This is a genomic window from Winogradskyella schleiferi, assembly GCF_013394655.1.
In the GTDB taxonomy this organism is placed as follows: Bacteria; Bacteroidota; Bacteroidia; order Flavobacteriales; family Flavobacteriaceae; genus Winogradskyella; species Winogradskyella schleiferi.
Genome location: NZ_CP053351.1, coordinates 3,751,691 through 3,777,705, shown reverse-complemented (window position 1 = coordinate 3,777,705; position 26,015 = coordinate 3,751,691). Strand labels below are relative to the sequence as shown.

Here is a 26,015-nt window from a genome sequence, read left to right as displayed (position 1 = left end):
CTAGATATGCCACATACAATTCGTAAAATATTACCCCTTTTTTTATTGATGTGTGTGGCTTTATCGTTTCATTCCTATTCACAGTCTAAAGTTATTAATTCGGGTTGGCAATATTCAGAAAATAAAACAGATTGGCAAACCATAAACATTCCGCATACCTGGAATAGTGAAGATGCTTTTGATGATGTATCAGGTTATCGTCGAGGCTTAGGATATTATAAAAAACAGGTTTTTATCGCATCTGATGAAAGTGATAAAATTCATTACTTGAAATTTAATGCTGTAAACCAAGATGCTACCATTTTTGTCAATGGAACAGAAGTAGGTAACCATAAAGGAGGTTATACCGCTTTCAATTTCGACATCACCGAATTTGTAAAATACAATGCTTATAATCTCATTGAAGTTACAGTAGATAATACACACAATATCGATATTCCACCTTTGGATGCCGATTTTACCTTTTATGGCGGTATTTATCGTGATGTGGAATTAATTTCAGTTCCAAAACAACATTTCAGCTTAAAGGATTTTGCTTCAGACGGCTATTACGTCAACTACTATAACGTTTCTGAAGATAAAGCAGGTGTTGAAATAAAGCTTTTAGTAGATAATTATGAAATTTCAAAATCTAAAAATCATTTATATCTAAAAATTTTAGATGCTCAAGGCAATTTGGTGTTAGAAGAACATCAAGGGATTTTACTTGATAAACGTTCTTCCGAAGTTATTGAGGTTAAATTTCCAGAAATTAAAAACCCAAAACTTTGGTCGCCAGACAGTCCTTATTTGTATCAATTAGAAATTACCTTAACAGATAAAGACGGAATTGTTTTAGATTCAAAATTCTCAAACCTTGGTTTCCGTTGGGTATCTGTAGATTCAGAAAAGGGTTTCTTTTTAAACGGGAAATCTATAAAATTAATAGGTGTAAATCGTCATCAAGATTATGAAGGTTATGGAAATGCTGTGCCTTTGGCTTTGCAGAAAAAGGATATTCATATCATAAAGGAAATGGGTTCGAATGTGATTCGTTTTGCACATTATCCGCATGCGAGAGAATTATATGAGCTTTGCGATGAACTTGGAATTTTGGTGTGGAGCGAAGTGCCAATAGTTAATTTAGTAACTAATTCTGATACTTTTTTTACTACAGCACTACAAATGCAAGAAGAGCATTTAAAACAATATTATAATTTCCCTTCTGTGGTTATGTTTGGGTATATGAATGAGATCTTTTTACGTCTGCAATTTGATAAAAAAATGTCGCAACCTGATCGCGAAAAGCTAAAAAAAGACACCTATAGACTCACTGAAAAGTTAGAAAAATTGACCAGAGATTTGGCACCAAACCACATTACGGTTATGGCACTGCATTACAACGAAATATATAACGAGACCAAAATTGCAGATATACCCATGTTAATCGGTTGGAATCTTTATTTTGGTTGGTATTACGAAACCATTGAAGATTTAGGGAGATTTCTGGACGACCAGCACAAACGTTTTCCAAACCGTTCACTTTTAATTTCTGAATATGGTCCAGGATCAGATGTTAATATTTCCACCAAAAGTCCAATGACATATGACTACTCGCAAGAGTATCAACTTAAACTTCACAAAAGTTATTATGAGCAAGTCCAAGATCGCGAATTTGTAACAGGCATGACCGCATGGAATTTTGCAGATTTCGGTTCCGAATTTCGTGGAGAGTCGAGACCACATGTCAACCAAAAAGGACTGGTGCAATACAATAGAGAGCCTAAAGAAATTTATTATTGGTACCAATCGATTTTACGTAATGATAAGCCTATTATTCACATAGCAAATTATCAAAAAGAGTTGGCATTAGTTAATGAGGCCACACATGAATTCACCATATTTTCAAATCAGAAATCAGCTAAAATTTTCTTGAATGACGAATTTATTGATACATTGAATTTCGCTTCTGGAGTTGCTAAAATTGAAATTCCTCTCAAGGCAGGAAAACAAACTATAAGCGTTGAAGCTGATTTGGCAAATGATACTTCAAGTTTTGAAGTTAAAAATCTCAGCAACTTAAAGTCTTTAAAATTTGAAACATTAGCCATTAATCTCGGCACTTACATTAATTTCTACGACGAGGAATCAGGAACAACGTTTTTAGCCGATAGAGCTTATCAAAAAAATCAATTTGGTTATGATGAAAATTCTGGAAAATGTAAACGGCAATTAATCGCCAATAATATTAAAAATTCCCATCTCGAAGGAGTTTTTCAAACCATTCTTTCAGATTGTGGAAGCTATAAAATTGATGTGCCTAATGGAAAATACAAAGTGAGCCTGTACTTTGTGGAGCCAAAGTTGAAGAGCAAAGAACAAATTATTTTCAATCTTAAATATGATGTTGATAGTGATGAGGATGAAGAGCAACGCATATTTGATATTTACTTAAATGAGAAGTTAGTCGAAAAACACTTTGATATGGCTAGTAATTATCCAGATAAATACGGAATAACACTAAGTTATGACCTTAAGATAATTAATGATAAAGGCTTAACAATTTCATTAAAGCCAATCGAAGGAGAACCTGTAATTAGCGGCATTTTAATTGAGAAAATAAATTAAATGAAAAACATAATTCTAATACTTGTAATATTCATCTCATTTGGTCTTTCTGCCCAAAACATGGAAACGATTATTTATTCCATAAAGGGAAACGATACCTTACGAATGGATATTTTTACGCCTGAACAAATTAAAAAAGACGAAAGGTTACCCGTGTTATTGTGGATGCATGGTGGAGGGTTTTCAGGTAGTCATCGTGCGCATCCAGAGGATAATAAATTGGTGAAATATGCAGCCAAAGAACAAAATTATATAGGTGTTTCCATAGACTACCGTTTACTAAGAAAAAATACAACAACTGGTTTTGGTTGCGATTGCACCAAAGATGAAAAACTGGAAACCTTTAAGCAAGCTAGTATAGATTATTTGGATGCTGCCAAATTTTTGATTGATCGTGAGGAGATGTTTCAAATCGATTCTACTAAAATCATTGCAGGTGGAAGTAGTGCTGGAGCAGAGGGAAGCCTTAATGCCGTGTTTATGAGAGATTACTTTGTCAATGATAAAGAAAATTATAAAAACGTAAAGTTTGCAGGTATGTTTTCTTGCGCAGGAGCTGTAGTTGATGCAAGTTATATTACCGAAGAAAATGCAATTCCTTCAGTTTTATTTCATGGCACCGAAGATCAATTAGTGCCATTTGGTAATGCGCCACATCATTATTGTGAGCCAACTAAAGATGGTTACATCATGCTTGATGGTTCCAAAGTTATTGCAGAAAAACTTGAACATTTTGACACCTCTTACTACTTCAATATAGTAAAAGGAGGAAGACATGAGATTTCGCGAATCCCATTTGAAGATTTAGAAAAAGTGTTCCAGTTTTTTGAACAAACTGTGATTAACGATGAAGTGATTCAAACTAAAATTATAAAAACCGAGTAACCATGAGGTATATAGTACTTACATTAGTTATGCTTTTCGCATTTCAATCCTGCAAAAATAACGTGGAAGAGAAGAAGGAAGATGTAAAACCTAAGCCACGCCCAAACATCGTGTACATCATGGCAGATGATCATGCGGAACAGGCAATAAGCGCTTACGGACATCCTATTGGCAAATTGGCACCGACACCAAATATCGATAGAATTGCCAATGAAGGCGCACTCTTTAAAAATAACTTTTGTACCAATTCCATTTGCGGACCAAGTAGAGCTGTTGTTTTAACGGGTAAATTCAGTCATGTCAATGGATTTAGAATGAATGGTGATCAATTTGATGGCAGCCAACAAACATTTCCTAAGTTATTACAGAAAGCAGGTTACAATACCGCAGTTATAGGGAAATGGCACTTACATGGATTGCCACAAGGCTTTGATTATTGGAAAATTCTAACCGATCAAGGCAATTATTATAATCCAGATTTTATCTCTGTCAACGAAGAAACAAAAGTAGCCGACACCACTCGAATCGAAGGTTATGCTACGGATATTATTACTCAAGATGGCTTGGCTTATCTCAACTCGGTAAAGGATAGCGATAAACCTTTCATGCTAATGCTACAACACAAAGCACCACACAGAAATTGGATGCCAGCTTTAAGACATGCCAATAAATTTGACAATGTAGAATTTCCACTACCAGATACTTATTTTACCGCTCACGAAGGCTCATTAGGTTCGCAAGACCAACAGCAAACCATTTATAAGGATATGTATGAAGGTCATGATTTAAAATTGACCAAAAGGAAAGGTAGCCCTGAATTGGCATGGAATCCTTGGAAAACAGATTTTGAACGCATGACACCTGAACAACTAACGGCTTGGGATAAAGCCTATCAAGCTAAAAATGATGCATTTCATGATGCGAATCTTTCAGGGAAAGAACTAGCAAAATATAAAGGACAACGTTATTTACAGGAATATTTGGCAACAATTGCTGCTGTTGATGAAGGTGTAGGACAGATTTTATATTATCTTGAAGAAAATGGTTTAGCTGAAAATACCATTGTCATTTATACGACAGATCAAGGATTTTATTTAGGAGAAAAAGGCTGGTTCGATAAACGTTATATGTATGAAGAGTCTTTGGCAATGCCATTAGTAGCAAAATATCCTGATGTTATAAAACCAGGTACAGTCATTGATGCCATGACACAGAATCTAGATTTTGCTGAAACGTTTTTAGATTATGCACAGGTTGAAATTCCAGAAGATATGCAAGGAAAATCACTTCGACCTTTATTGGAAGACACTTACGATGGTGACGAATTTAGAGATGCAGTCTATTACCATTATTACGACTATCCAGCATTTCATATGGTGAAAAAACATTATGGAGTTCGTACCGAACGTTATAAGTTGATGCATTTTTATGATGATATTGATACTTGGGAATTATATGATTTGGAAGAAGACCCAAAAGAAATCAATAACCAAATCGATAATCCAAAATACGACGATATTGAAGCCAAACTGAGAACAAAATTGGCTGAACTTCAAAAGAAGTATGAGGTCACACTAACTGATTTCGAACGTGCACCGGAAGAACAAGTAAAGCGAGCTTACAAACAATTTGAAAAGCTTCGTGGTAAAACTGGAACGGCTTATGATCCAGTGACTGATAAGGATACGAAACTATAAAAGAATATTTTAGACCCTTCAGGTTTTCAAAACCTGAAAGGTCTGAAAGCGAATTTTAAATATGAAAAACATATACATTCTAGCATTAATTTTACTCGCTTTTTCATGCAATAATACAGCTGAAAAAACTGAGGTTGGCTCTAATGCAAGTGACAAAACAGAAAACCAAAACAAAGAGCAGACCTATATCAACCCATTGGATATAGACTACACGTATATGGTTTACAATTCAAGCAAAAACAAATCGTACCGCTCTGGTGCAGATCCTGCAGTTATTGAATTTAAAGGTGAATATTATATGTTCGTAACACGGTCTTTTGGCTATTGGCATTCTACCGATTTGGTCAACTGGAAATTCATCAAACCAAAACAATGGTTTTTCGAAGGTAGTAATGCACCAACAGCTTTCAACTATAAGGATTCGTTAGTTTATTTTGCTGGTGATCCGGCGGGTTATGGTAGTATTCTTTACACAGACGATCCTAAGAAAGGCAAATGGACACCAACCGCTTCGATTTCCAATAATATTCAGGATTCAGAATTGTTTATTGATGATGATGGCAAGACGTATTTGTATTGGGGAAGTTCTAATGTGCACCCACTTCGTGTGAAAATGCTGAATAAAGATGATCGTTTTTTAGAAACAGGTGAAAGAAAGGAATTATTTAATCTTAACGAAGAAGAACACGGTTGGGAACGTTTTGGAGAAAACAACTTTCATCCGACGTTAAAGGAAGGTTACATGGAAGGGGCTTCCATGACCAAACACAACGGAAAATATTATCTGCAATATGCAGCACCAGGCACACAATTTAATGTATATGCGGATGGCGTTTATGTAGGAGAAACACCACTCGGACCTTTTGAATATATGAAAAATAATCCCATGAGTTTCAAACCAGGTGGATTTACAAATGGTGCTGGTCATGGTATTACGGTAAAGCAAACCAATGGTCAATATTGGCATTTTGCGACGATGGCATTAGCGTCTAATGCACAATGGGAACGGCGTCTTTGTATGTTTCCAACGTATTTTGATGATGAAGGCTTAATGTATACGAACACGGCTTATGGTGATTATCCACGTTTTGGACCAAGCCATTCAACCAAAGCAGGACTTCATAATGGATGGATGCTATTGTCTTATAAAGGTGATGTCACCGTATCTTCTTCTTTAAAGCAAGTGATGAAATTCACTTCTAATGACGATGAAGTTGAAGTCACCGAGTTACCAGTTGAAACCAATGCTAAAGGACAAATAACGTCTAAAGTATTAACAGACGAAAACCCAAAAACCTTTTGGGTTGCGGAAGCGAATGATGGTACTCAATGGGTAACTATTGAGATGCAGAATGAAGGAACTATTCACGCTTTACAACTAAATTTTCACGATCACGAATCTGGTATTTATACACGTGTTGAAGGCTTAAGACATCGTTTTACGATTGAAACGTCCGAAGATGGTACTAACTGGCAAACCGTAGTTGACCGAAGTAAAAGTGATATTGATGCACCAAATGCCTATATTGTGCTAGATAAGCCTATCAAGGCAAAGTACGTACGTTATAAGAATCTGGAAGTGCCAGGTGCTAACTTTGCGATGTCCGAAATTAGAGTGTTCGGATTAGGCTTAGGTGATCGACCAGAACAAGTTTCAGGATTTGAAATAAATAGAGAAAAAGACCGCAGAGATGTGTCATTCTCTTGGAATCCTATAGAAGGCGCTCAAGGTTATAACATACGTTGGGGAATTGCTAAAGATAAGTTATACCAATCTTGGTTAGTATACGATACCAACGAGCATTTTATCCGTTGCTTAGATCGAGATACGCCTTATTATTTTAGTATTGAAGCGTTTAATGAGAATGGAATTTCAGAAAAAAGTGAAATTGTATTTGTTGAATAAATTAAAAAAAAATGAAATATTTAGTAGTTATAGTTTTAGTCATTTCAAGTTTTGGTTTTGCTCAAGATTTTTCAGTAATGTCTTATAATATCAAATTAGATTACCCAAAAGAAGGTGAAAATAGTTGGACCAATAGAAAACCGTTTTTTTTCAATCAAATAAAGTTTTACGAACCTGATGTTTTAGGCGTGCAAGAAGCGATGCCAAACCAAATGAAAGACATGGACAGTCTTTTGGTAGATTATAGCTATGTTGGTGTTGGACGTGATGATGCTAAAAGTGAAGGCGAATTTTCAGCTGTATTTTATAAAGCGGATAAGTTCAACGTTATTAATTCGGGTACGTTTTGGTTATCTGAAACGCCTGATAAGGTCAGTATGGGTTGGGATGCAGTGTGTAATAGAGTGTGTACGTATGTATTATTGGAAGATAAAAATTCTGGTAAAAAGTTTTGGACATTCAATACGCATTTCGATCATGTAGGCAAAGAAGCTCGAAAGAACAGTGCAACCCTAATCATTGAAAAAATAAAGGAGCTCAACACAGCCAATCATGCAGTAGTATTAACAGGCGATTTTAATATGGAGCCAGACCATGAAAGTATAAAATACATAAAAACAGAATTGAAAGATTCAAAAGAAATAGCAAAACTCGATTTTGGTCCAGAAGGTACCTTTAACGGTTTTCATTTTGACAAGCCTGTAACAAGACGCATCGATTTTGCATTTGTAAGCGAAAATGTTGAGGTTTCTAAGTATGCGGTTTTAAGCGATAATTGGAATTTGCATTATCCTTCAGATCATATGCCTATTTTCATTAAAATAAATTTTTAAAAATCCTTATCTATATTAAATCATTAAACTAACTAATATTAAAATAAATACTAAAAGATGAAAAAAGGTGCTTTCTTATTATTAATTGCGGCAGTCTCAGCTTTAGGAGGCTTACTATTTGGTTACGATACAGGTGTTATCAATGGCGCCCAGTTTTACCTCACGGAATATTTTGATTTAAGTGATGGGTTAAAAGGTTGGGTCGTAGGAAGCGCTCTTTTAGGGTGTTTTGTAGGTGCTATTATTGCTGGGCCGTTGAGTATAAAAATAGGAAGAAAATGGTCTCTGATTATTTCGGCAATATTCTTTACGGTTTCGGCCTATGGATCTGGATTGCCAGAGATTTTTCCGCAATCGGTAACCATGCTAGTGATTTTTAGAATTATAGGTGGTTTAGGTATTGGTGTAGCATCAATGAATGCGCCCATGTATATCGCTGAGATTGCACCTTCAAATATTAGAGGTCGCATGGTGACCTATTACCAACTGGCTATTGTAATTGGCTTTTTTGTGGTATTCTTAGCAACCTATTTTATTGGAAATGACTTAAGCGTAGCAGAAAATATAGAATTCGGCTGGCGTCGTATGTTTTGGTCAGAATTAGTACCAAGTATTTTGTTTTTGGTACTATTATTCCTTGTTCCCAAAAGTCCAAGATGGTTAGCTTTAAAAGGAAAAGACGACGAAGCTCTAGCTGTTTTACAAAAAATTAATGGAGAAGAAATGGCATCAAAAGAAATCCTTTTGATTAAAAATTCATTGAGCGAAAATAATGATGGTATAAAGGTTGACTATTTTTCTAAAGCCATATTAGCCATTATTGTAATAGGCACTGTACTTTCTGTGTTACAACAATTTACAGGGATTAACGCTGTATTATATTATGGCGCAGATATTTTTGAAAAGTCTCTTGGCTTCGGAAAAGAAGATGTACTTGCGCAACAAATACTTTTAGCTTTTGTGAATTTGGTATTTACTTTTGTGGCGATGTTTACTGTCGATAAATTTGGTAGAAAACCATTACTTTATATTGGATCTGTCGGAATGATTATTGGGTTTTTGCTTTTGGCCATAACGCTTCAACAAAATAGTGTTGGTGTTTTGTCTTTAATAGGTGTATTGGTTTTTATTGCATCTTTCGCATTGTCTATGGGACCAGTGGTTTGGGTGTTGCTATCAGAAATGTTTCCAAATAAAATACGAAGTGTTGCCATGTCGGTAGCAGTGGCAGCACAATGGGCAGCCAATTATGTAGTCTCTCAATCGTTTCCTGTAGTTATGGGCAGTGAAATGAACAATAGTGCCACTTGGAATGGATCATTGCCTTATTATATATTCATAGCATTTATACTTGTTATTGTATTTATAACCTATAAGTTTATACCTGAGACTAAAGGGAAGAGTTTAGAAGAAATAGAAGAATTCTGGGAATAATAAAATTTCTAAAATAGTATAAAAACCAAAAAACCCGATTCAAACGAATCGGGTTTTTTATGGTGGTGCCTCCAGTACCACTTTTTACTTTAATCTATGTTATTCTATTTTAACTCAAAATATATGAATCCCTTATTATTTCTGGTTTTATTTGGTATATAAGATAATTTATCTACTTTTGAATTAACAACAGTTAAACATTATTTTGTCCCTATTGTTGTCTCTTATATGTTGAAAGAATAGATAGATAAATGACTAAAGTAATAAATTCAACTTCAGGTACAGTCAAATACAGATTGAAAGATACTAAGGCTAGAAACGAAACATCAATTGTATTAGATTATAGTTTCGGAAGAAAAAACCGAATAAAATTTTCAACTGGCTATAAGGTTAATCCAAAGAATTGGGATAAAGCTAACCAAAGAATACGAGCAGTCTCAACGATTAAGAATCGCGAAAAAGTAAATAGTGATTTACAACATTTCTCTTCAGAGTTTACTAAAAGTATAACTGAATTAGAGGAGGGCCAAAAAGACGATAAAAATATACTCAAAGCTCTTTTGCAAAAGATTATTAGGGGAGCGGAAAATTCACAAATTGAATTGAAGTCCTTTTTTAATTACGCAGATGAATTTATTAGTCGAAAGGAAAATCAGTCCAAAAATATAAGAAATGTAAAATTAAGCCCAATTACAGTTAGGTCTTATAAACAAACTGTGAACAGATTAAAAGATTTTGATAAGGAATTAAAATATCAGCTAGATTTCAATAAGATAGACCTAAAATTCTATTATGCTTTTGTTCAACATTTGGAACAAAAAAATTATTCCACAAATACGATAGGAAAGCACATTAAAAATCTGAAAACTATTTTAAATGCAGCAACAGAAGATGGGTTTAATACAAATTTTAAATACAAGCATAGAGATTTTAAAGCCGTTAGCAAAGAATCAGTATCTATTTATTTAACAGAACCTGAAATTGACGCACTTTACGATGTTGATTTATCAAAAAATAAAGATTGGGAACTGGCAAGAGATATTTTTCTGGTTGGGTATTATACAGGACAACGTGTGTCAGACTACAACGGTTTAAATGAAAATCAGATAAAGGAATTTGATGGTATTGAGGTTATCGAATTCAATCAGAAGAAAACTGGAAAAAAGCTATATGTGCCTATGCATCCAAGGTTAAAAGAACTATTTAAAGTTCGTCATAATGGTAGCCCACCAAGGGAGCTAAACGCGCCCGACATTAATGAATATATCAAAGAAGCTGGTCGCATAGCAAAGATTGATGATGAAATTATTGTAGAAAAAGTCACCGATTGTAAAGTACAGAATGTCAATGTGCCAAAATATAGTCTTATAATGTCGCATACTGCTAGACGATCCTTTTGTACCAATGCGTATTTAGCTAAAATGCCAGTAATTGATATAATGGCTATTAGTGGGCATTCTACCGAACGAGAATTTTACAAATATATTAAGATTACTCCAAAAGAGAGAGCTGTGAAAATTTCAGAATCGAGTTTTTTTAAAAATTAAATAGCTAACATATGAATTTCAAAGATACTTTTGCGATTAACGAAGTAGAATATAATAAACTCAACGATAACACTAGTTCATCACATACTTTTATATTGAACAATTACGATTATTATCAGCCTAAACTACCGCAAGATTTCTATCTTGGATACTTTATTCATGATTTACTTTTTCAAATAGATATTTTGGAATTAAGAGAATTCCTGTTTTTTCACCTCGATAATTGTCACAAGCCAGACGACTATCTATCAGTTATTGATCTTAAGGTAATTCCTATAATGAAGGATGTTATAAAAAATGCGGAAGTTAGTTGGAGCGGTAGACCTAGTGGTGAAATTGAACTTGAGGATGGATTCCGTGAAAATAATGGGATAGTCAATAAATGGGGTTTCTATTATAGTGACATGAAACATATTGCTGGGTGGTTTAATCCCAAAGAAAGTTTAGTAAAAAAAATAAGTATTGTAGAAAAATTTATGGAATCCAACGAGATTTCTTACGCAAAATTAGACAACTTGAAATGGCTTGGTAAGCCTTCGCATTTAGCCTACTTAGTTAGCATTTTAGAAGATAGAGGTTTAATAGACTCTCCCAAAAATAATAATGGTGAAACTAATTATTCGCAACTTTCTAGACAGCTCAAAATTTCATTTAATTTAAAAACAGATGTAAAAGTTGATTCCCTTCGACGTTACGCAAATCCTGTCGATGAAAAATATACTTTAATTAAAAATAAACTGAAAGAGGATATTTTTAGAATCCCAAATATTAAATTGTGGAGTTGAGTACCAGCACTCATTGGTACCAAATAATTAAATTTATATATTCAAATTTGAGCTGTAATTAAATCCATATACAGCTCATGAAGTCAAAAGAAATAAGAATATATAACATTACACCACAAGGTTTAAAGAACGTGGTGGAAAATGCCATAAATCTTGCTTTAGAGAAAGCGACTTTAAATAGCCTTCCAGAATCAACTTCAAGTGACGAACTCTTAACAGTAGAAGAAACCCTGAATTATCTAAAATGTTCCAAACAAGCTTTATGGAACTGGCGCAAAAATGGTATTCTTCCTAGCTATCGCATGGGTAATCGTGTGTACTATAAGAAATCTGATATTTTATCAAAACTGGTTAAACAAGGATAGTTATGGCTGGGTTTGTGATTATACATCGCGATATTATAGAATGGGAATGGTATCAATCGCCAACGGTTTCTAGACTCTATTTCCATTTAATTTTAAAAGTAAACTACTGTGACAAAAAATGGCAAGGAATTTTAGTTAGGCGTGGGCAATTAATTACTTCTACTAAACATTTGGCTATAGAGTTAAACTTGTCAATTCAACAGATTAGGACTGCGCTACAAAAACTTCAAGATAGCGGAGATATAAAAGTTCATTCAACAAACCGATTCACGCTCGTAACAGTTGTAAACTATGATGAATACCAAACTGCTAAAACTAAAAACAACAAACCAACTAACAGTCAAACAATAAATGCGCAACAATCAAATAACAATCAATCAACAACAACTAAAGAAAGAAATAAGGAAAAGAAGTTTAATAAAGAAAAAATAGAGTTAAGACGTCAAAAATTCAAAAATCAAGTTTTTGAACACTCTCAATATGATTTTAAAATTTTAAATGCTTTTTATGATTACTGGAGTGAGCTTAATTCAAATAAAACAAAAATGAGATTCGAAAAAGACGATTACTTTGATACTGATATAAGGCTTAAAAAATGGGTAGAAAATGAAAAACCAATGACCAGTCAAAATAAAGGTAAGTCATTATTAACTAATAGATAAATTGCTATGAGAACCAATAAAACGAGAGATATAGGAAGTTTGTTAAGCTACTTCCCTAAATCCATTCATAACACCCAACCTCAAAACGTTATGCAAAACAGGACCGTTATTGACAGAAGACATTTGTGGAATATTTTTGAAAAAACTTTTTATAAAATACACGGTAAGAAGTTAAAGCAAAATCCTGATGCAATAAATAATCTCAAAGTACTTTTTTATTATTTTTTACAAGAAGATGAATTTTTTAAATGTGAAAATTTAAGAAATGACATATCAAAACCTTCATTCCAAAAAGGACTTTTAATAATTGGTGGTTTTGGCTTGGGAAAAACAGACTATTTTAAGGTTTTTGAAATTATTTTTCAACGGATTAATCATCTCAGATTTAAATATTATACTTCTAAAAAATTGGTAACAGACTATGAGAAATGTCAAACACCATTTGATAAGGACAGTTTATTTAGAGATGCAGAACGAAAGCTGATGTTTATAGATGATATAAATTCTGAAAGGGAGGCAAGTAATTATGGTAAAGTGGATGTCATCGAGGAAATTTTATATAGAAGATATGATAATCGATTAAAGACTTATACAACTTGTAATTATACTACACGAGATAATTGTGCCAAGCAAACATTAGAAGACTTGGGCAAACGTTATGGAGGGCGAATTTATGACCGATTTTTTGAAATGTTCAACATTATTGAATTTAAAGGAACGAGTTTCAGGTAAGTATAAAAGGTTAAATAAAACCTTATTTAACGTATTAAGAAGCAAAAACACCCCAAAAACTATGAAAACTAATAAAAACTGTAAACATTGTAATCAATTATTTGAATCAAGAAGAAGTAATCATGTGTATTGCACAACGAGTTGTAAAACAAAAGCAAGTTATAAGCGAAACAACTATAGATACGTACCTGGTCACTACGAAAAATCAGAAGAAACAAACACGGACAAGTTAGCTTTACCTGCAAACCAAGACGTCCTATCAGCAGTACAAGCGCTGGAAGATAAAATAGAGAGGTTTATCCAAGACAAAAGTATCAATACTAACTCTATTAAAGAAGCTGCACTTGGCAGCATTGCTGCCGATGCAGGTGCATACGCTGCCAAACGAATTTTTGCACCAAAAACGTTGCCTGCTACAAAGGGTGATATTGTGAGTTTGAGAGAAGAGTTACAACAATTAAAAAATGCACTCAACATTTACAAGATAAGTAAATTTCCAACTAATTTTTAAAAGAAGATTTAAGTATGAATTTCTTTTTAATTGTTATTTTTAAAAACTAAAGAATTTCCTTCTAAATGGCATTATTTCAAACATCAGTATTAAAAACATACCTCACACAGCAAGACAGTAATATAGTAGAGCGTGCCTATAAAAAATACACCAAATATTTTCACAACCTTACCATTCAAGAAAATATTAAAAACTCTAAAGAAGAGCAATACCAAGCCAAGTTTTTAGACGAGTTGTTTGTAAATGTCTTGGATTATACGCTCAATCCAAAGCCTGATTTCAACATTACTACCGAGTTTAAAAACCAAAAAGGAGCAGGTAAAGCAGATGGAGCTATCTTAAAGGAAGCCAAAGCTATTGGAGTTATTGAACTAAAGGGAACCAATACCAAAGATTTAGAAAGCATCCGTAAACAGGCATTCGACTATAAAGCCAATCAAAAAGGCTGTGTGTATGTTATTACGTCCAATTTTGAGAAGTTGCGGTTTTACATCAACGATGCTACCGAGTTTTTAGAGTTTAATCTCTTTCAGTTAGCGCCCGAAGAATTTGCTTTAATGTACCTATGCTTACAAAAGGATAACATTCTTAACAATCTACCACTAACAATAAAAGAAGCCTCTTTAGTTGAGGAAGACAAGATTACCAAACAGTTCTACAACGACTATTCCGTATTTAAACGCGAACTCTTTAGAGACCTCGTAAAACGAAATGCCAAACGCATTAAATCCGAAGCTGTCAATGCGAGCGCAGTCGAGATGTCTCAAGAAACAGACGAACTAAAAGCACTCGAAAAAAACGTAAAATTATCCCTATTCAAAAAATCACAGAAACTCATAGACCGTTTTCTGTTTATTTTCTTTGCCGAAGATAGAGACCTGTTACCACCAAACTCAACCATCCAAATTCTGGACAAGTGGAAAGCCGACATCGATTTTGGAGACGAACGCCCATTATATAACCTCTTTAAACAATACTTTCATTTCTTGGATGAAGGCAGAAAAGGCACAACCTCAAGAGCTGAAATTTATGCCTATAATGGCGGATTGTTTAAACCAGATGCCATTTTAGATAGTTTGGAGATTGATGATGATTTGCTGTACAAACACACCTACAAACTCGCTAAATACGATTTTAGCTCACAAGTAGATGTCAATATTTTAGGACACATCTTTGAAAACTCACTTAACGAGATTGAAAGTGTTAATGCCGAAATTGAAGGTGGCGAGTTCGATAAGCAAAAGAGTAAGCGTAAAAAAGATGGCGTGTTCTACACACCCAAATACATTACCAAATACATTGTAGAAAATACTGTTGGTAAACTCTGCCAAGAGAAAAAAAACCAATTAGGTTTTAAGGAAGAAGCCTATTTCGAAATAAAAAAGGGGACACACCAAAGTACCAAAAAGCAACTATTAGAGGTTTTAGATAATTACAGAGCGTGGTTACTGCATATAACCATTTGCGACCCAGCTTGTGGCTCTGGAGCATTCTTAAACCAAGCGTTAGATTTTCTTATTAAAGAACACCGTTACATTGATGAGCTAAAAGCAAAAGTATTAGGTGGTGGCCTTATATTAAGCGATATAGAAAACACCATTTTAGAAAACAATATTTATGGTGTGGACCTCAATGAAGAATCTGTAGAAATTGCTAAACTATCGCTTTGGTTACGTACAGCACAACCACGCCGAAAACTAAACGATTTAAGCAACAATATTAAATGTGGTAACTCATTAATTGATAGCAAAACCGTAGCAGGAGATAAAGCCTTTAATTGGCAACAAGAATTTCCACAGATATTTGATAAAGGTGGTTTTGATGTAATAATTGGAAATCCGCCTTGGGGAGCTAAATTTCCCGAATTAGATTTGAAATTTGTTAAAAGCAAGCATCAAGCTATAATAGTAAGAATGATAGATTCATTTATGTTCTTTATGGACAAATCTATTGACTTGATTACCAAAGATGGAGTTATTGGAATGATTGTTCCTGATGTTATCCTATATCAAAAGGATAATTCAAAACTTCGAGAAAGAATATTAGATGAAACACATCTAAATATCGCTTTAAATGTTGGAGATGGAATTTTTGAAGATGTAGCTCGACCATCAGCTATTTTAATTTACGAAAAAACGGAATCTATAGAGCCTATAATAGTAGGTAATTTTAATAAATATAAGGATGACGACATTACTGTTATAAAAACCTATGAAGTAGAGAAAGACTTATTTTATTCTATTCCTAATACAGTAATCGCAACACAAAATTTAAAGGGATATGAACTTTTAAAACGTTATAAGAAGTGTACTTTAAAAGATTATATTGATGATGATGGAATACAAAGAGGTGTTAGTCCAGATTTAAAAGATGCATTTATTGTTACTGAAGAAATAATTAAAGAAAGAAAATTAGAAGTAGATTTTATTAAAAAAACTGTTACAGGTGGTGTAGATGTAAAACGCTATTATACTATTGATTCAGATAAATATTTGTTTTACCTAACAAAGGAAGATAATCCTTCAGATTTTCCTAATATTTATAAATACATTGAGGAGTATTTACCAAGAATTACTTGCAAAGAAGTTAAACAGGGTAAACATCCATTTTACACTTTACACAGAGCAAGAAATAAAAATATATTTGAGAAAGAAAGTAAAGTTTTAGGTGTCATAACAGGAGACAGTATAATTACTTCAATCGATGAAGAAAAAATATATCCTACCGATGGGTTATACTTATTCAATAGCAATTCAAAAATTTCAAATAAATATTTATCTGCATTTTTAAATTCAAAAATTTCAACTTACTTATATAGACTTCTTTCCTCTGAAACAGGAAGAACTTTAGCACAAGTAAAACCTGTGTTGTTATCGCAATTACCATTTGTTGAACCTGATAAGCAAACAGTATCAGAAGTTGAAAATGTCTATGATAAGATTTCAAAGGAAATTAAGGAGTTTGTCATTATTAAGAAAAAATTCATAACCTATTTATTGCACCAATACAATGAATTAGTTGTAACCCGCAAACTCGATAACTGGCACGAGTTAGACTTTGCAGACTTTATAAAAGTACTCAACAAAGCCATTAAAAAAGCAGCTGGCACACCGCTTACCAAAAAAGACGAGTTTGAGTGGTTAGAACTCTTCGAGGATAACAAGAAAAAAGCCCAAGAGTTACAAACCCAAATCACCCAAACAGAAAAAACAATTGATACGATGGTGTACGATTTATATGGCTTAACAGAAGAAGAACGAAACATTGTAGAAAATAGTTAAAAGTAGTTATGTTTAAGGAAAATAAATATTTCGGTGAAGTATGGTTTAAGGATTCAGAGGATACTAAATGCTTCTGTGTTCTTGAATTGATAGATGATAAAATATTTATTACTACAAACCTCACCGAAAAATATACAGCTTATCAAATAGACGTGATTTATGGTATGTTCACAGGTTTGGGCTATGTAACCTTTGTTAACTGTAATATTCAGCACAGTAGTACTGGCATTGTTGAAACTAAAGTTTATAGACCTAAATACACTTTTGTTTGTGCCTATCATCTAATAGACCCTATAAACCTCAAGACAAATGAGTTTCAAATCGATAATGCAGCAATTGTCAAATGGGTAAGAAAAATGAACTGGTATAATTCAATCGAAGATAAGGTTGAAAAACAAGAGGACATAAAACACCAAACAGTTATTTCAGAAGACTTAACGCTAACAATAACAAAATCTACTACATACACTTCCAATCACGACTTTTTAAGAATGGATAACGTAGGCTATGTAGATTTCAAGTTAGGAAAGAATTTGAGTATTCTGGAAAGCATAGAGCTTTACAATTCATTCCAAAAATTATTTCATTTCATTTATGGTAAATCTGTTCAGTTTAAGTCCTTTAATTTTAAATGTTTAAGTTGTGGTAAGTGGGCTTCATTATATTATAAGGATGATTTTAATAAGGAGAATATTTCAGGTTTTATTACACTCGATTATGATACAATTAATGAAGATTTATCTAAAATAATTAATCATTGGTTTACGAATCCAGATATTACGTATTGTGCAGATATAATTATTGAAAATTTACTATCTGTTAAAACAAGTCATAGTAGAAGATTTACAAATTCATACTCTGCTTTTGAAGCCTATAGTTTTAAATTCGGTAAAACATATAAAAATCCAACTGTAGAAAAGTATTTATTAGAGCATAAAGAGTTAATTCATAGAATTACTTCAATTCCTGAAAATGAAATCAAAGGATATGTTTCTAAAATTGTGAGACATAGGGATTATCTAACTCATCGAAATAAGATTAAGAATAACATTTTTTCTCAATTTGAGTTGCTATACATTTCCTTTTTATTGGATTATATAGTTGGTATTGGATTAATGCGCAAAATGGATGTTTCAGCAGAAGTTATAGATAAGATAATGTTAAGAGCAAAATCTACTTATCAAGATATGCAATCAGTCAATAAACTTTTAAATAAAGATGTTTTAGATAACTCATAAGTGACTACAAAACCAAAAAATATGGTAAAAAATAGTAAAATATGGTATAAAGTTTGTACTTTTGCAGTAACAGTACACACCACGCTACCCATTAGAACAGCGTCCCAGGGTGTGTCTTTTGCTTTATATACCTTCCTTTTGTTAAACAGTAATACAACTTTCAATGTTTAGCAAAAAGCCAATTACCATACAACAACAGATTGCTCAATTACAAAAAAGAGGTTTACAAATCTCTAATGTACCATTGGCAGAAAAATACTTGGCTAATATAAGTTACTACCGTCTTGGGGAGTATTGGTATGTAATGCAAGCAGATAAGGAGCAACATATTTTTAAGCCCAAAAGTAGATTTACAGATGTCGTAGCCTTATATAATTTTGATGCAGAATTACGCCTATTGTTATTTGATGTCATTGAAAAAATAGAAATTAGTTTACGAACCAAACTCATTTATAATCTTTCACACGAAATTGACCCTTGGTGGTTCTGTAATTCAGAGATTTTTATTGATAGATTACAATTTACACGAACACTTGCAAAAATTGAAGAAGAAATCACCAGAGCAAGAAGCAAGGACATAACTATTAAAAACCATTTTAAAAAACATAAAGACGATTTAAGGTTTCCACCATCTTGGAAGAGTTTAGAGCAAGTAAGTTTTGGGAACTTATCAAAACTATATGGTAATTTAACACATAAGGTTAATTCTAAAGATAGTATTGCACAAGAATTTGGTGCAGTTAACCATACCTATTTACCAAGTTGGTTACAATCTATTGCACAAATACGCAACTTTTGTGCGCATCACTCACGTCTATGGAATCGTAATCTTCCAGGTACGGTAAAGCTGTTGCCAAAACCACCTAATCCTTGGATTACAGATATAGATAATGTACCAAAACAGCACGAGTTTAGTAAGCTGTATGTACATATGTGTTTAATGAAGTATTTATTAAATACCATACAACCTAACAACCAATTTACAACCCGTTTAAATGACCTATTTGTTAAATATCCTAATGTAGACCCTAATGCATTGGGAATGAAGCCAGATTGGGACAAAGAACCATTATGGCAATGAAATACCCAGAAATGGTAGCACAAATAGCACCACGATTTAATAATGGTGTTCCAGATGATGCTAAAGATGCGTTATGGTTTTTATAAAAGAATGATATGTCAAGATTAAGAAGAAAAGAAACACTTGCATCTATAATGGGATTTGGCTTTATCCATTTTGAGTTCCATCTTATTGAAGATTATATGAATCATATGGAAACTCATTTTGAAATGGAATTGAAAAACATTGAGGTAGAATATGATAATTTTCAAAATTCCAAAGAGGTAGATAAATCAGAATATTCAGAAGAATATTTAGACCACATACAAGATTCCTTTATTGACAATGTTTTTATGTTTAATGATGTTTACATCAAAAATTATAGAAACGCTCAAATCATACAACTGTATTCTTTTTTTGAAGATGTTTTAAAACGTGGCTGTGATAGGTTCGCATCCTATAAACAAACAGACTATAGAGTAGATGACCTAAAAGGTAACAATGATATTGATAAAGTAAAAAAGTTTTTAAAGCAGTCTGCTAAAGTTGATTTTTCGATACTAAATCCTGAATGGAGTTTTATTGATAATTTTAGACAAGTACGTAATTTAGTTGTACATCACAAGGGGATAATTAAAAACAACGATACTGTTAACAATAGCGATAGAAAGTTCAACAATATTAAGAGTTTTAGTGATAATAGGTTTACTCTAAAACAATATGTGTCTTCAGAAAATAGGTTTGAAATAGTATTTGATAATCCAGAGTTTTTTAAAGAGATAATTAAGAATATAGAAAGTTTATTAGATAAAATAGGAAGTAAAGAAATGCCATTAAGCGAAGTATAAAAAATACCTTCTAAAATGGGTAAATGGTGATTTATCTAATTTTCTAACCACTAAACTTCTGTTAAACAAAATAACGAGTTGTTAAAATTTTATACCTTTGCCAATGGATATGAAGCAGTTTTTCCATAAAATAATGTCTTTAGCAATGGCTTTTGTAGTGTTATTCTCTACAATGTCATTTACTGTGAATATGCATTATTGCGGAGATACTTTAGTAGAAACTGCTATTTTTCATAAAGCCAAAGGTTGCGGTATGGAAATGGAAAAGCCTTCAACCGAAGGATGTTCTATTACCAAGAAAAATTGTTGTGATGATAAACAATTAGCAATTGAAGGTCAAGACGAATTACAATTGCAAGTTGACAAAATCACATTTGAGCAACAAGTATTTATAGCTTCATTTGTTTATACTTACATTAATCTTTTTGAAGGTTTAGACAATAAGGTATCTTCTTACGAAGAATACAAACCGCCACTCGTCGTCAGGCAACTCTACAAGATTGACGAGACATACTTAATTTGATTTTTAAACAATAGACTCTTTTATCCTATGACTGCAATGTCGTAAGGATAATTTGCTGTATTCGGTGTTTTCCAAACACCAATGTCTAACTGTTTAATTATCAAAGCCAATGCTCAATAAAAGCATCAAATTTTTAATAGAAAATAAACTCGTAGCAGTTTTATTATTAGTTCTCTTTATAGGTTGGGGAACAGTCAACGCACCTTTCAATTGGGATACAGGTTTCTTACCAAGTAATCCAGTTGCTGTAGATGCCATACCAGATATAGGTGAAAACCAACAAATAGTATTTACTAAATGGGATGGTCGTTCGCCACAAGATATAGAAGACCAAATCACCTATCCACTCACAACATCTTTACTCGGTATTCCGGGTGTAAAAACCATTCGTAGTTCCTCTATGTTCGGTTTTTCAAGTATCTATATCATTTTTGAAGAAGACATAGAATTTTACTGGAGTAGAAGTCGTATTCTCGAAAAACTTAATTCCTTACCAAGTGGTTTATTACCTGAAGGTGTTAATCCTGCATTGGGTCCCGATGCCACAGGATTAGGACAAATATTTTGGTACACGCTTGAAGGTCGTGATGAAAATGGAAATGTTACTGGTGGTTGGGATTTGCAAGAGTTACGCAGTATTCAAGATTACTATGTAAAGTATGCGTTGTCCTCTGCAAGTGGTGTTTCAGAGGTTGCTTCTATTGGTGGCTATGTTCAAGAATATCAAGTGGACGTGAATCCAGAACTAATGCGTCAGTATAATATTGGATTACATCACGTTGTAAAAGCAGTTAAGGAAAGCAATAAAGACATTGGTGCACAGACTTTGGAAATTAACCAAGCCGAATATTTAGTTCGTGGTTTGGGTTATGTGAAATCCATTTCAGACATCGAAAATGCAGTAGTCACTTCAGAAGATTATACTTCAATTAGGATAAAGGATATTGGTGAAGTTTCATTAGGTCCTGCAACAAGACGTGGTTTATTAGATAAAGAAGGTGCAGAGGTTGTTGGTGCTGTTGTGGTGGCTCGTTATGGCGCAAATCCAATGGAAGTCATTAATAACGTAAAGGAAAAAATTAACGAGTTAAGCGCAGGATTACCTTCGAAAGTATTAGCGGATGGTAGAACATCACAAGTAACCATAGTGCCTTTTTATGACAGAACAGAATTGATACAAGAAACTTTAGGCACACTTAACGAAGCCTTAACTCTTGAAATATTGATTACCATTTTAGTAATAATTATTATGGTGTTTAATCTACGAGCTTCCGTATTAATTTCTGGACTATTACCTGTTGCAGTTTTAATGGTATTTATTGCAATGAAACTCTTTGGTGTAGATGCCAACATTGTCGCTTTATCAGGTATTGCTATTGCTATCGGTACAATGGTCGATGTTGGTGTCATACTATCAGAAAATATCATTCGGCATTTAGATGAAGATGATGGAACTCAATCCATTAATACGGTAGTTTATAAAGCAACAGCTGAAGTGTCTGGTGCAATCGTAACCGCAGTAATGACTACGATTATCAGTTTCATTCCTGTATTTACAATGATTGGAGCGGAAGGAAAACTATTCAGACCATTAGCCTTCACAAAAACTTTTGCACTAACAGCTTCTATAATCGTAGCGTTGTTTTTAATTCCACCGTTTGCTGCATTTTTATTCAGAAAGAAAAACATCAAAAACACTTTTAAATATGTTTTAAATGGTGTTTTAATAGCATTGGGAATCGTAGCCATAGTCTATGGATATTGGTTAGGATTAATTTTGATAGCGTTTGGGATTACAGCATTTCTCAATCTTCAAAGTAAGATAACAGACAAGCAAGCTAATCTTATCAATATCATTATTTCGGTATCAGCTATTGTGTTCTTGTTAGCCGAATATTGGAGACCATTAGGCGTTGATAAAAGCATTTTCTGGAATCTCATTTTTGTTAGTGTTATTTGCTTTGGTTTATTGGGTGTTTTCTCATTATTCATCAAATATTACACACGCATTTTAAAGTGGTGTTTAGATAATAAGTTGCTCTTTTTGTCTATTCCAACAGCAATTGTGATTGCAGGTTTTTTCATTATGAAAAACACAGGTAAAGAGTTTATGCCATCATTAAATGAAGGCTCATTTTTACTAATGCCAACCTCGATGCCTCATTCTGGTATAGAAGAAAATAAAAGGGTTTTACAACAATTGGATATGGCTGTCGCCAGTATTCCAGAGATTGAAACCGTAGTTGGTAAAGCAGGTCGTACAGAATCAGCTTTAGACCCAGCACCACTATCAATGTACGAGAATATGATTCAGTACAAACCAGAATATATGCTGAATGAAAACGGAGTACGCCAACGCTACAAAGTAAATGATGATGGCTTCTTTGAATTGAAGGGTGGTCGTTTGGTTTCTAATCCTAATAATTCCGAAAACGTCATTTTTAGCATTATAAAAAGGTCTCAATTAATTGAAGATGATGATGGCGAGTACTATCGTAATTGGCGACCAGAAATACAGTCACCAGACGATATTTGGAATGAAATCGTAAGAGTTACAAAGTTACCAGGTGTTACATCTGCACCAAAACTACAACCTATTGAAACCCGATTAGTAATGCTTCAAACAGGAATGCGAGCACCAATGGGAATTAAAGTTAAAGGTCAAGACTTAAAGCAAATAGAAGCGTTTGGAGTGCAATTAGAAAACATCATCAAGGAAGCTGAAGGTGTTAAAAAAGAAGCTGTTTTTGCAGACCGTATTGTTGGTAAACCCTATTTGTTAATTGATATTGATAGAGAGAAAATTGCACGTTATGGCATTTCGATACAAGATGTTCAAGATGTATTAAAAGTAGCAGTTGGCGGTATGGTATTAACGCAAACGGTAGAAGGTCGTGAGCGATATGGTGTACGAGTACGATACCCAAGAGAATTACGAGCAAACCCAACAGACTTACAACAGATTTACGTTCCAGTTGAAAAAGGTAGTCCTGTGCCATTAAGCGAATTGGCAACTATAAGATACGAACAAGGTCCACAAGTCATTAAAAGTGAGGACACCTTTTTAGTTGGCTATGTCTTATTTGATAAATTAGATGGTTTTGCAGAAGTCAATGTCGTAGAAAATGCACAAGCATTGATTCAAGAAAAGATAGATTCTGGTGAATTGATAGTTCCAAAAGGAATCAACTATGCATTCACAGGAACGTATGAAAATCAGTTACGAGCAGAAAAAACCTTGTCGGTTGTTGTACCGTTAGCATTGGTCATCATCTTTTTAATTCTGTATTTCCAATTCCGTTCTGTAGGGACATCACTAATGGTATTCACAGGAATCGCAGTAGCGTTTGCAGGTGGTTTTATAATGATTTGGCTCTATGGTCAAGGTTGGTTTTTAAACTTCAATTTCTTTGGCGAAAATATGCGAGACTTATTCCAGATGCATCCTATTAATTTAAGTGTAGCAGTTTGGGTTGGATTTATTGCGCTCTTCGGTATTGCAACAGATGATGGTGTAGTAATGGCAACCTATTTAACGCAAACTTTTGATAGAAATACACCAGAGAATAAAAAGGAAATTAGAGCATCCATAGTGGAAGCAGGAGAAAAACGTATCAGACCCTGTTTAATGACTACAGCTACTACAATTTTGGCATTATTACCAGTATTAACCTCTACAGGACGAGGAAGTGATATAATGATACCTATGGCAATACCAAGTTTTGGTGGAATGCTTATAGCCTTAATAACCTTATTTGTAGTTCCAGTATTATATAGCTGGAAAGCCGAATTTCAACTTAAAAGAACTGTAAAATGAAACAGATAAAATCACACATAAAAACAGTCTTTATTCTTTGTTCGTTATTCTTGAGTCTCTTTGCAAATGCACAGCAATTAGAAACGTTAATCAATGAAGCAGTAGCGAACAACCCAGAAATTCAAAAGTTTGAGTTACAATACAAAAGAGCTTCCGAAAAGGTAAACGAAGTCAATACTATTCCTAATACCGAATTTGGTGTTGGTTACTTTGTAAGTGAACCGGAAACCAGAACAGGTGCACAACGCTTTAAAGTATCTGCTAAACAAATGTTACCGTGGTTCGGAACCATTACATCGAGAGAAGACTATGTGAGTTCATTGGCAGATGCTAAATACGAGGACATTGTTATCGCAAAGCGAAAACTAATTGCTTCGGTATCACAATCCTATTATAATCTATACGCCAATAAAGCAAAGCAAGAGGTCTTAACAGAAAACATCAAACTATTAGAAACTTATGAGACGTTGGCATTAACTTCTGTTGAGGTTGGTAAAGCATCCGCAGTAGATGTATTACGTTTACAAATGCGCCAAAATGAAATGCAACAATTAAAAGACGTATTGCAACAACAATTTTTAGCAGAACAAACTAACTTCAATAATCTATTGAATAGAGATAATGATGTTACCGTGAATGTGGTAGATAGTTTAATGATACCTTCTGAAGACTTTGATATTACTTCTGAAAATTTAGCATTACATCCTGAATTACTGAAATATGATAAACTCTATCAATCCATAGAGCAATCAGAATTATTAAATCAAAAAGAAAGCAGTCCAATGATTGGTTTTGGATTAGATTATATCAATGTTGCTCAAAGACCAAATATGGATTTCAGCGATAACGGAAAGGATATTGTAATGCCAATGGTTTCGGTATCTATCCCAATTTTCAATAAAAAATATAAATCGCAAACCAAACAAAATGATTTGCAACAGCAAGAAATAACAGCTCAAAAACAGGAACGTTTAAATGCATTGGAAACACTTTTAGACAAAGCGAATAACGAACGCATTTCTGCAAGAATAAGTTATGCTACCCAAACAAAAAACCTACAGCAAGCTAAAGATGCAGAAGACATTTTAATCAAAAGCTATGAAACAGGAACGATTGATTTTAATGATGTTTTGGATATTCAAGAGTTGCAGCTAAAGTTTCAAATGAACCAAATAGAATCTGTAAAGACCTACTATGTGCAGACAACGATTATCAATTATTTAATCCGTTAATATTCAGTTGATTTTGGTTAAAAAAGAAATGAAATAACTATTAAATTGATTA

At 33.4% G+C, this 26,015-nt stretch carries 19 protein-coding genes; all 19 read left to right on the top strand.

Annotated elements, in window-relative coordinates; genetic code table 11:
• Positions 1–6: 6 nt before the first annotated feature.
• The 19 genes from HM990_RS16400 (at position 7) to HM990_RS16310 (ending at position 25,963) form a co-directional block, all read left to right on the top strand.
• On the top strand, positions 7–2,607 hold the full coding sequence (locus HM990_RS16400; RefSeq protein ID WP_178990461.1) for a glycoside hydrolase family 2 TIM barrel-domain containing protein: 2,601 nt from the start codon (positions 7–9) through the stop codon (positions 2,605–2,607).
• Positions 2,608–2,667: 60 nt separating this feature from the next.
• On the top strand, positions 2,668–3,492 hold the full coding sequence (locus HM990_RS16395) for an alpha/beta hydrolase (RefSeq protein WP_229719292.1): 825 nt from the start codon (positions 2,668–2,670) through the stop codon (positions 3,490–3,492).
• 2 nt (positions 3,493–3,494) lie between these two features.
• Entirely contained in the window at positions 3,495–5,189 is a 1,695-nt protein-coding gene (locus tag HM990_RS16390) for a sulfatase family protein (protein ID WP_178990457.1), read from the top strand.
• A gap of 61 nt (positions 5,190–5,250) precedes the next feature.
• Positions 5,251–7,095 carry a family 43 glycosylhydrolase gene (locus tag HM990_RS16385; protein WP_178990455.1) on the top strand — a complete coding sequence of 615 codons (1,845 nt, stop codon included), beginning with the start codon at positions 5,251–5,253 and terminating at the stop codon, positions 7,093–7,095.
• 11 nt (positions 7,096–7,106) lie between these two features.
• Positions 7,107–7,928, top strand: a complete 822-nt coding sequence (locus HM990_RS16380; RefSeq protein ID WP_178990453.1) for an endonuclease/exonuclease/phosphatase family protein — start codon at positions 7,107–7,109, stop codon at positions 7,926–7,928.
• A 57-nt stretch (positions 7,929–7,985) separates the two neighbouring features.
• Positions 7,986–9,362 carry a sugar porter family MFS transporter gene (locus HM990_RS16375; RefSeq protein WP_178990451.1) on the top strand — a complete coding sequence of 459 codons (1,377 nt, stop codon included), beginning with the start codon at positions 7,986–7,988 and terminating at the stop codon, positions 9,360–9,362.
• A 251-nt stretch (positions 9,363–9,613) separates the two neighbouring features.
• On the top strand, positions 9,614–10,909 hold the full coding sequence (locus HM990_RS16370) for a site-specific integrase (protein ID WP_178990449.1): 1,296 nt from the start codon (positions 9,614–9,616) through the stop codon (positions 10,907–10,909).
• Between the two features lie 11 nt (positions 10,910–10,920).
• On the top strand, positions 10,921–11,694 hold the full coding sequence (locus HM990_RS16365; protein ID WP_178990447.1) for a hypothetical protein: 774 nt from the start codon (positions 10,921–10,923) through the stop codon (positions 11,692–11,694).
• Between the two features lie 77 nt (positions 11,695–11,771).
• On the top strand, positions 11,772–12,059 hold the full coding sequence (locus tag HM990_RS16360) for a helix-turn-helix domain-containing protein (protein WP_178990445.1): 288 nt from the start codon (positions 11,772–11,774) through the stop codon (positions 12,057–12,059).
• 2 nt (positions 12,060–12,061) lie between these two features.
• Positions 12,062–12,721 carry a hypothetical protein gene (locus HM990_RS16355; RefSeq protein WP_178990443.1) on the top strand — a complete coding sequence of 220 codons (660 nt, stop codon included), beginning with the start codon at positions 12,062–12,064 and terminating at the stop codon, positions 12,719–12,721.
• A gap of 6 nt (positions 12,722–12,727) precedes the next feature.
• Complete coding sequence (locus HM990_RS16350; RefSeq protein WP_178990441.1) at positions 12,728–13,453, top strand: P-loop NTPase family protein; 726 nt, start codon at positions 12,728–12,730, stop codon at positions 13,451–13,453.
• A gap of 61 nt (positions 13,454–13,514) precedes the next feature.
• Positions 13,515–13,964, top strand: coding sequence for a hypothetical protein (locus tag HM990_RS16345; RefSeq protein WP_178990439.1), 450 nt, complete (start codon positions 13,515–13,517; stop codon positions 13,962–13,964).
• 65 nt (positions 13,965–14,029) lie between these two features.
• A complete protein-coding gene (locus HM990_RS16340; RefSeq protein WP_178990437.1) occupies positions 14,030–17,245 on the top strand; it encodes an Eco57I restriction-modification methylase domain-containing protein in 3,216 nt (1,071 codons plus the stop codon).
• Positions 17,246–17,253: 8 nt separating this feature from the next.
• Positions 17,254–18,483, top strand: coding sequence for an ApeA N-terminal domain 1-containing protein (locus HM990_RS16335; protein WP_178990435.1), 1,230 nt, complete (start codon positions 17,254–17,256; stop codon positions 18,481–18,483).
• Positions 18,484–18,646: 163 nt separating this feature from the next.
• Complete coding sequence (locus HM990_RS16330) at positions 18,647–19,564, top strand: Abi family protein (protein ID WP_178990433.1); 918 nt, start codon at positions 18,647–18,649, stop codon at positions 19,562–19,564.
• A 95-nt stretch (positions 19,565–19,659) separates the two neighbouring features.
• On the top strand, positions 19,660–20,391 hold the full coding sequence (locus HM990_RS16325; RefSeq protein ID WP_178990431.1) for a hypothetical protein: 732 nt from the start codon (positions 19,660–19,662) through the stop codon (positions 20,389–20,391).
• A gap of 109 nt (positions 20,392–20,500) precedes the next feature.
• A complete protein-coding gene (locus HM990_RS16320) occupies positions 20,501–20,914 on the top strand; it encodes an HYC_CC_PP family protein (RefSeq protein ID WP_229719291.1) in 414 nt (137 codons plus the stop codon).
• Positions 20,915–21,023: 109 nt separating this feature from the next.
• Entirely contained in the window at positions 21,024–24,731 is a 3,708-nt protein-coding gene (locus tag HM990_RS16315) for an efflux RND transporter permease subunit (protein WP_178990429.1), read from the top strand.
• Entirely contained in the window at positions 24,728–25,963 is a 1,236-nt protein-coding gene (locus tag HM990_RS16310; RefSeq protein WP_178990427.1) for a TolC family protein, read from the top strand. The genes HM990_RS16315 and HM990_RS16310 overlap by 4 nt, the downstream gene beginning before the upstream one ends.
• Positions 25,964–26,015 lie beyond the last annotated feature (52 nt).

What these genes read in the sequence shown, in the direction of transcription:
- HM990_RS16400 (WP_178990461.1), top strand. Translation starts at nt 7, where the DNA reads ATGCCACATACAATTCGTAAAATATTACCCCTTTTTTTATTGATGTGT.
- HM990_RS16395 (WP_229719292.1), top strand. Translation starts at nt 2,668, where the DNA reads ATGGAAACGATTATTTATTCCATAAAGGGAAACGATACCTTACGAATG.
- HM990_RS16390 (WP_178990457.1), top strand. Translation starts at nt 3,495, where the DNA reads ATGAGGTATATAGTACTTACATTAGTTATGCTTTTCGCATTTCAATCC.
- HM990_RS16385 (WP_178990455.1), top strand. Translation starts at nt 5,251, where the DNA reads ATGAAAAACATATACATTCTAGCATTAATTTTACTCGCTTTTTCATGC.
- HM990_RS16380 (WP_178990453.1), top strand. Translation starts at nt 7,107, where the DNA reads ATGAAATATTTAGTAGTTATAGTTTTAGTCATTTCAAGTTTTGGTTTT.
- HM990_RS16375 (WP_178990451.1), top strand. Translation starts at nt 7,986, where the DNA reads ATGAAAAAAGGTGCTTTCTTATTATTAATTGCGGCAGTCTCAGCTTTA.
- HM990_RS16370 (WP_178990449.1), top strand. Translation starts at nt 9,614, where the DNA reads ATGACTAAAGTAATAAATTCAACTTCAGGTACAGTCAAATACAGATTG.
- HM990_RS16365 (WP_178990447.1), top strand. Translation starts at nt 10,921, where the DNA reads ATGAATTTCAAAGATACTTTTGCGATTAACGAAGTAGAATATAATAAA.
- HM990_RS16360 (WP_178990445.1), top strand. Translation starts at nt 11,772, where the DNA reads ATGAAGTCAAAAGAAATAAGAATATATAACATTACACCACAAGGTTTA.
- HM990_RS16355 (WP_178990443.1), top strand. Translation starts at nt 12,062, where the DNA reads ATGGCTGGGTTTGTGATTATACATCGCGATATTATAGAATGGGAATGG.
- HM990_RS16350 (WP_178990441.1), top strand. Translation starts at nt 12,728, where the DNA reads ATGAGAACCAATAAAACGAGAGATATAGGAAGTTTGTTAAGCTACTTC.
- HM990_RS16345 (WP_178990439.1), top strand. Translation starts at nt 13,515, where the DNA reads ATGAAAACTAATAAAAACTGTAAACATTGTAATCAATTATTTGAATCA.
- HM990_RS16340 (WP_178990437.1), top strand. Translation starts at nt 14,030, where the DNA reads ATGGCATTATTTCAAACATCAGTATTAAAAACATACCTCACACAGCAA.
- HM990_RS16335 (WP_178990435.1), top strand. Translation starts at nt 17,254, where the DNA reads ATGTTTAAGGAAAATAAATATTTCGGTGAAGTATGGTTTAAGGATTCA.
- HM990_RS16330 (WP_178990433.1), top strand. Translation starts at nt 18,647, where the DNA reads ATGTTTAGCAAAAAGCCAATTACCATACAACAACAGATTGCTCAATTA.
- HM990_RS16325 (WP_178990431.1), top strand. Translation starts at nt 19,660, where the DNA reads ATGTCAAGATTAAGAAGAAAAGAAACACTTGCATCTATAATGGGATTT.
- HM990_RS16320 (WP_229719291.1), top strand. Translation starts at nt 20,501, where the DNA reads ATGAAGCAGTTTTTCCATAAAATAATGTCTTTAGCAATGGCTTTTGTA.
- HM990_RS16315 (WP_178990429.1), top strand. Translation starts at nt 21,024, where the DNA reads ATGCTCAATAAAAGCATCAAATTTTTAATAGAAAATAAACTCGTAGCA.
- HM990_RS16310 (WP_178990427.1), top strand. Translation starts at nt 24,728, where the DNA reads ATGAAACAGATAAAATCACACATAAAAACAGTCTTTATTCTTTGTTCG.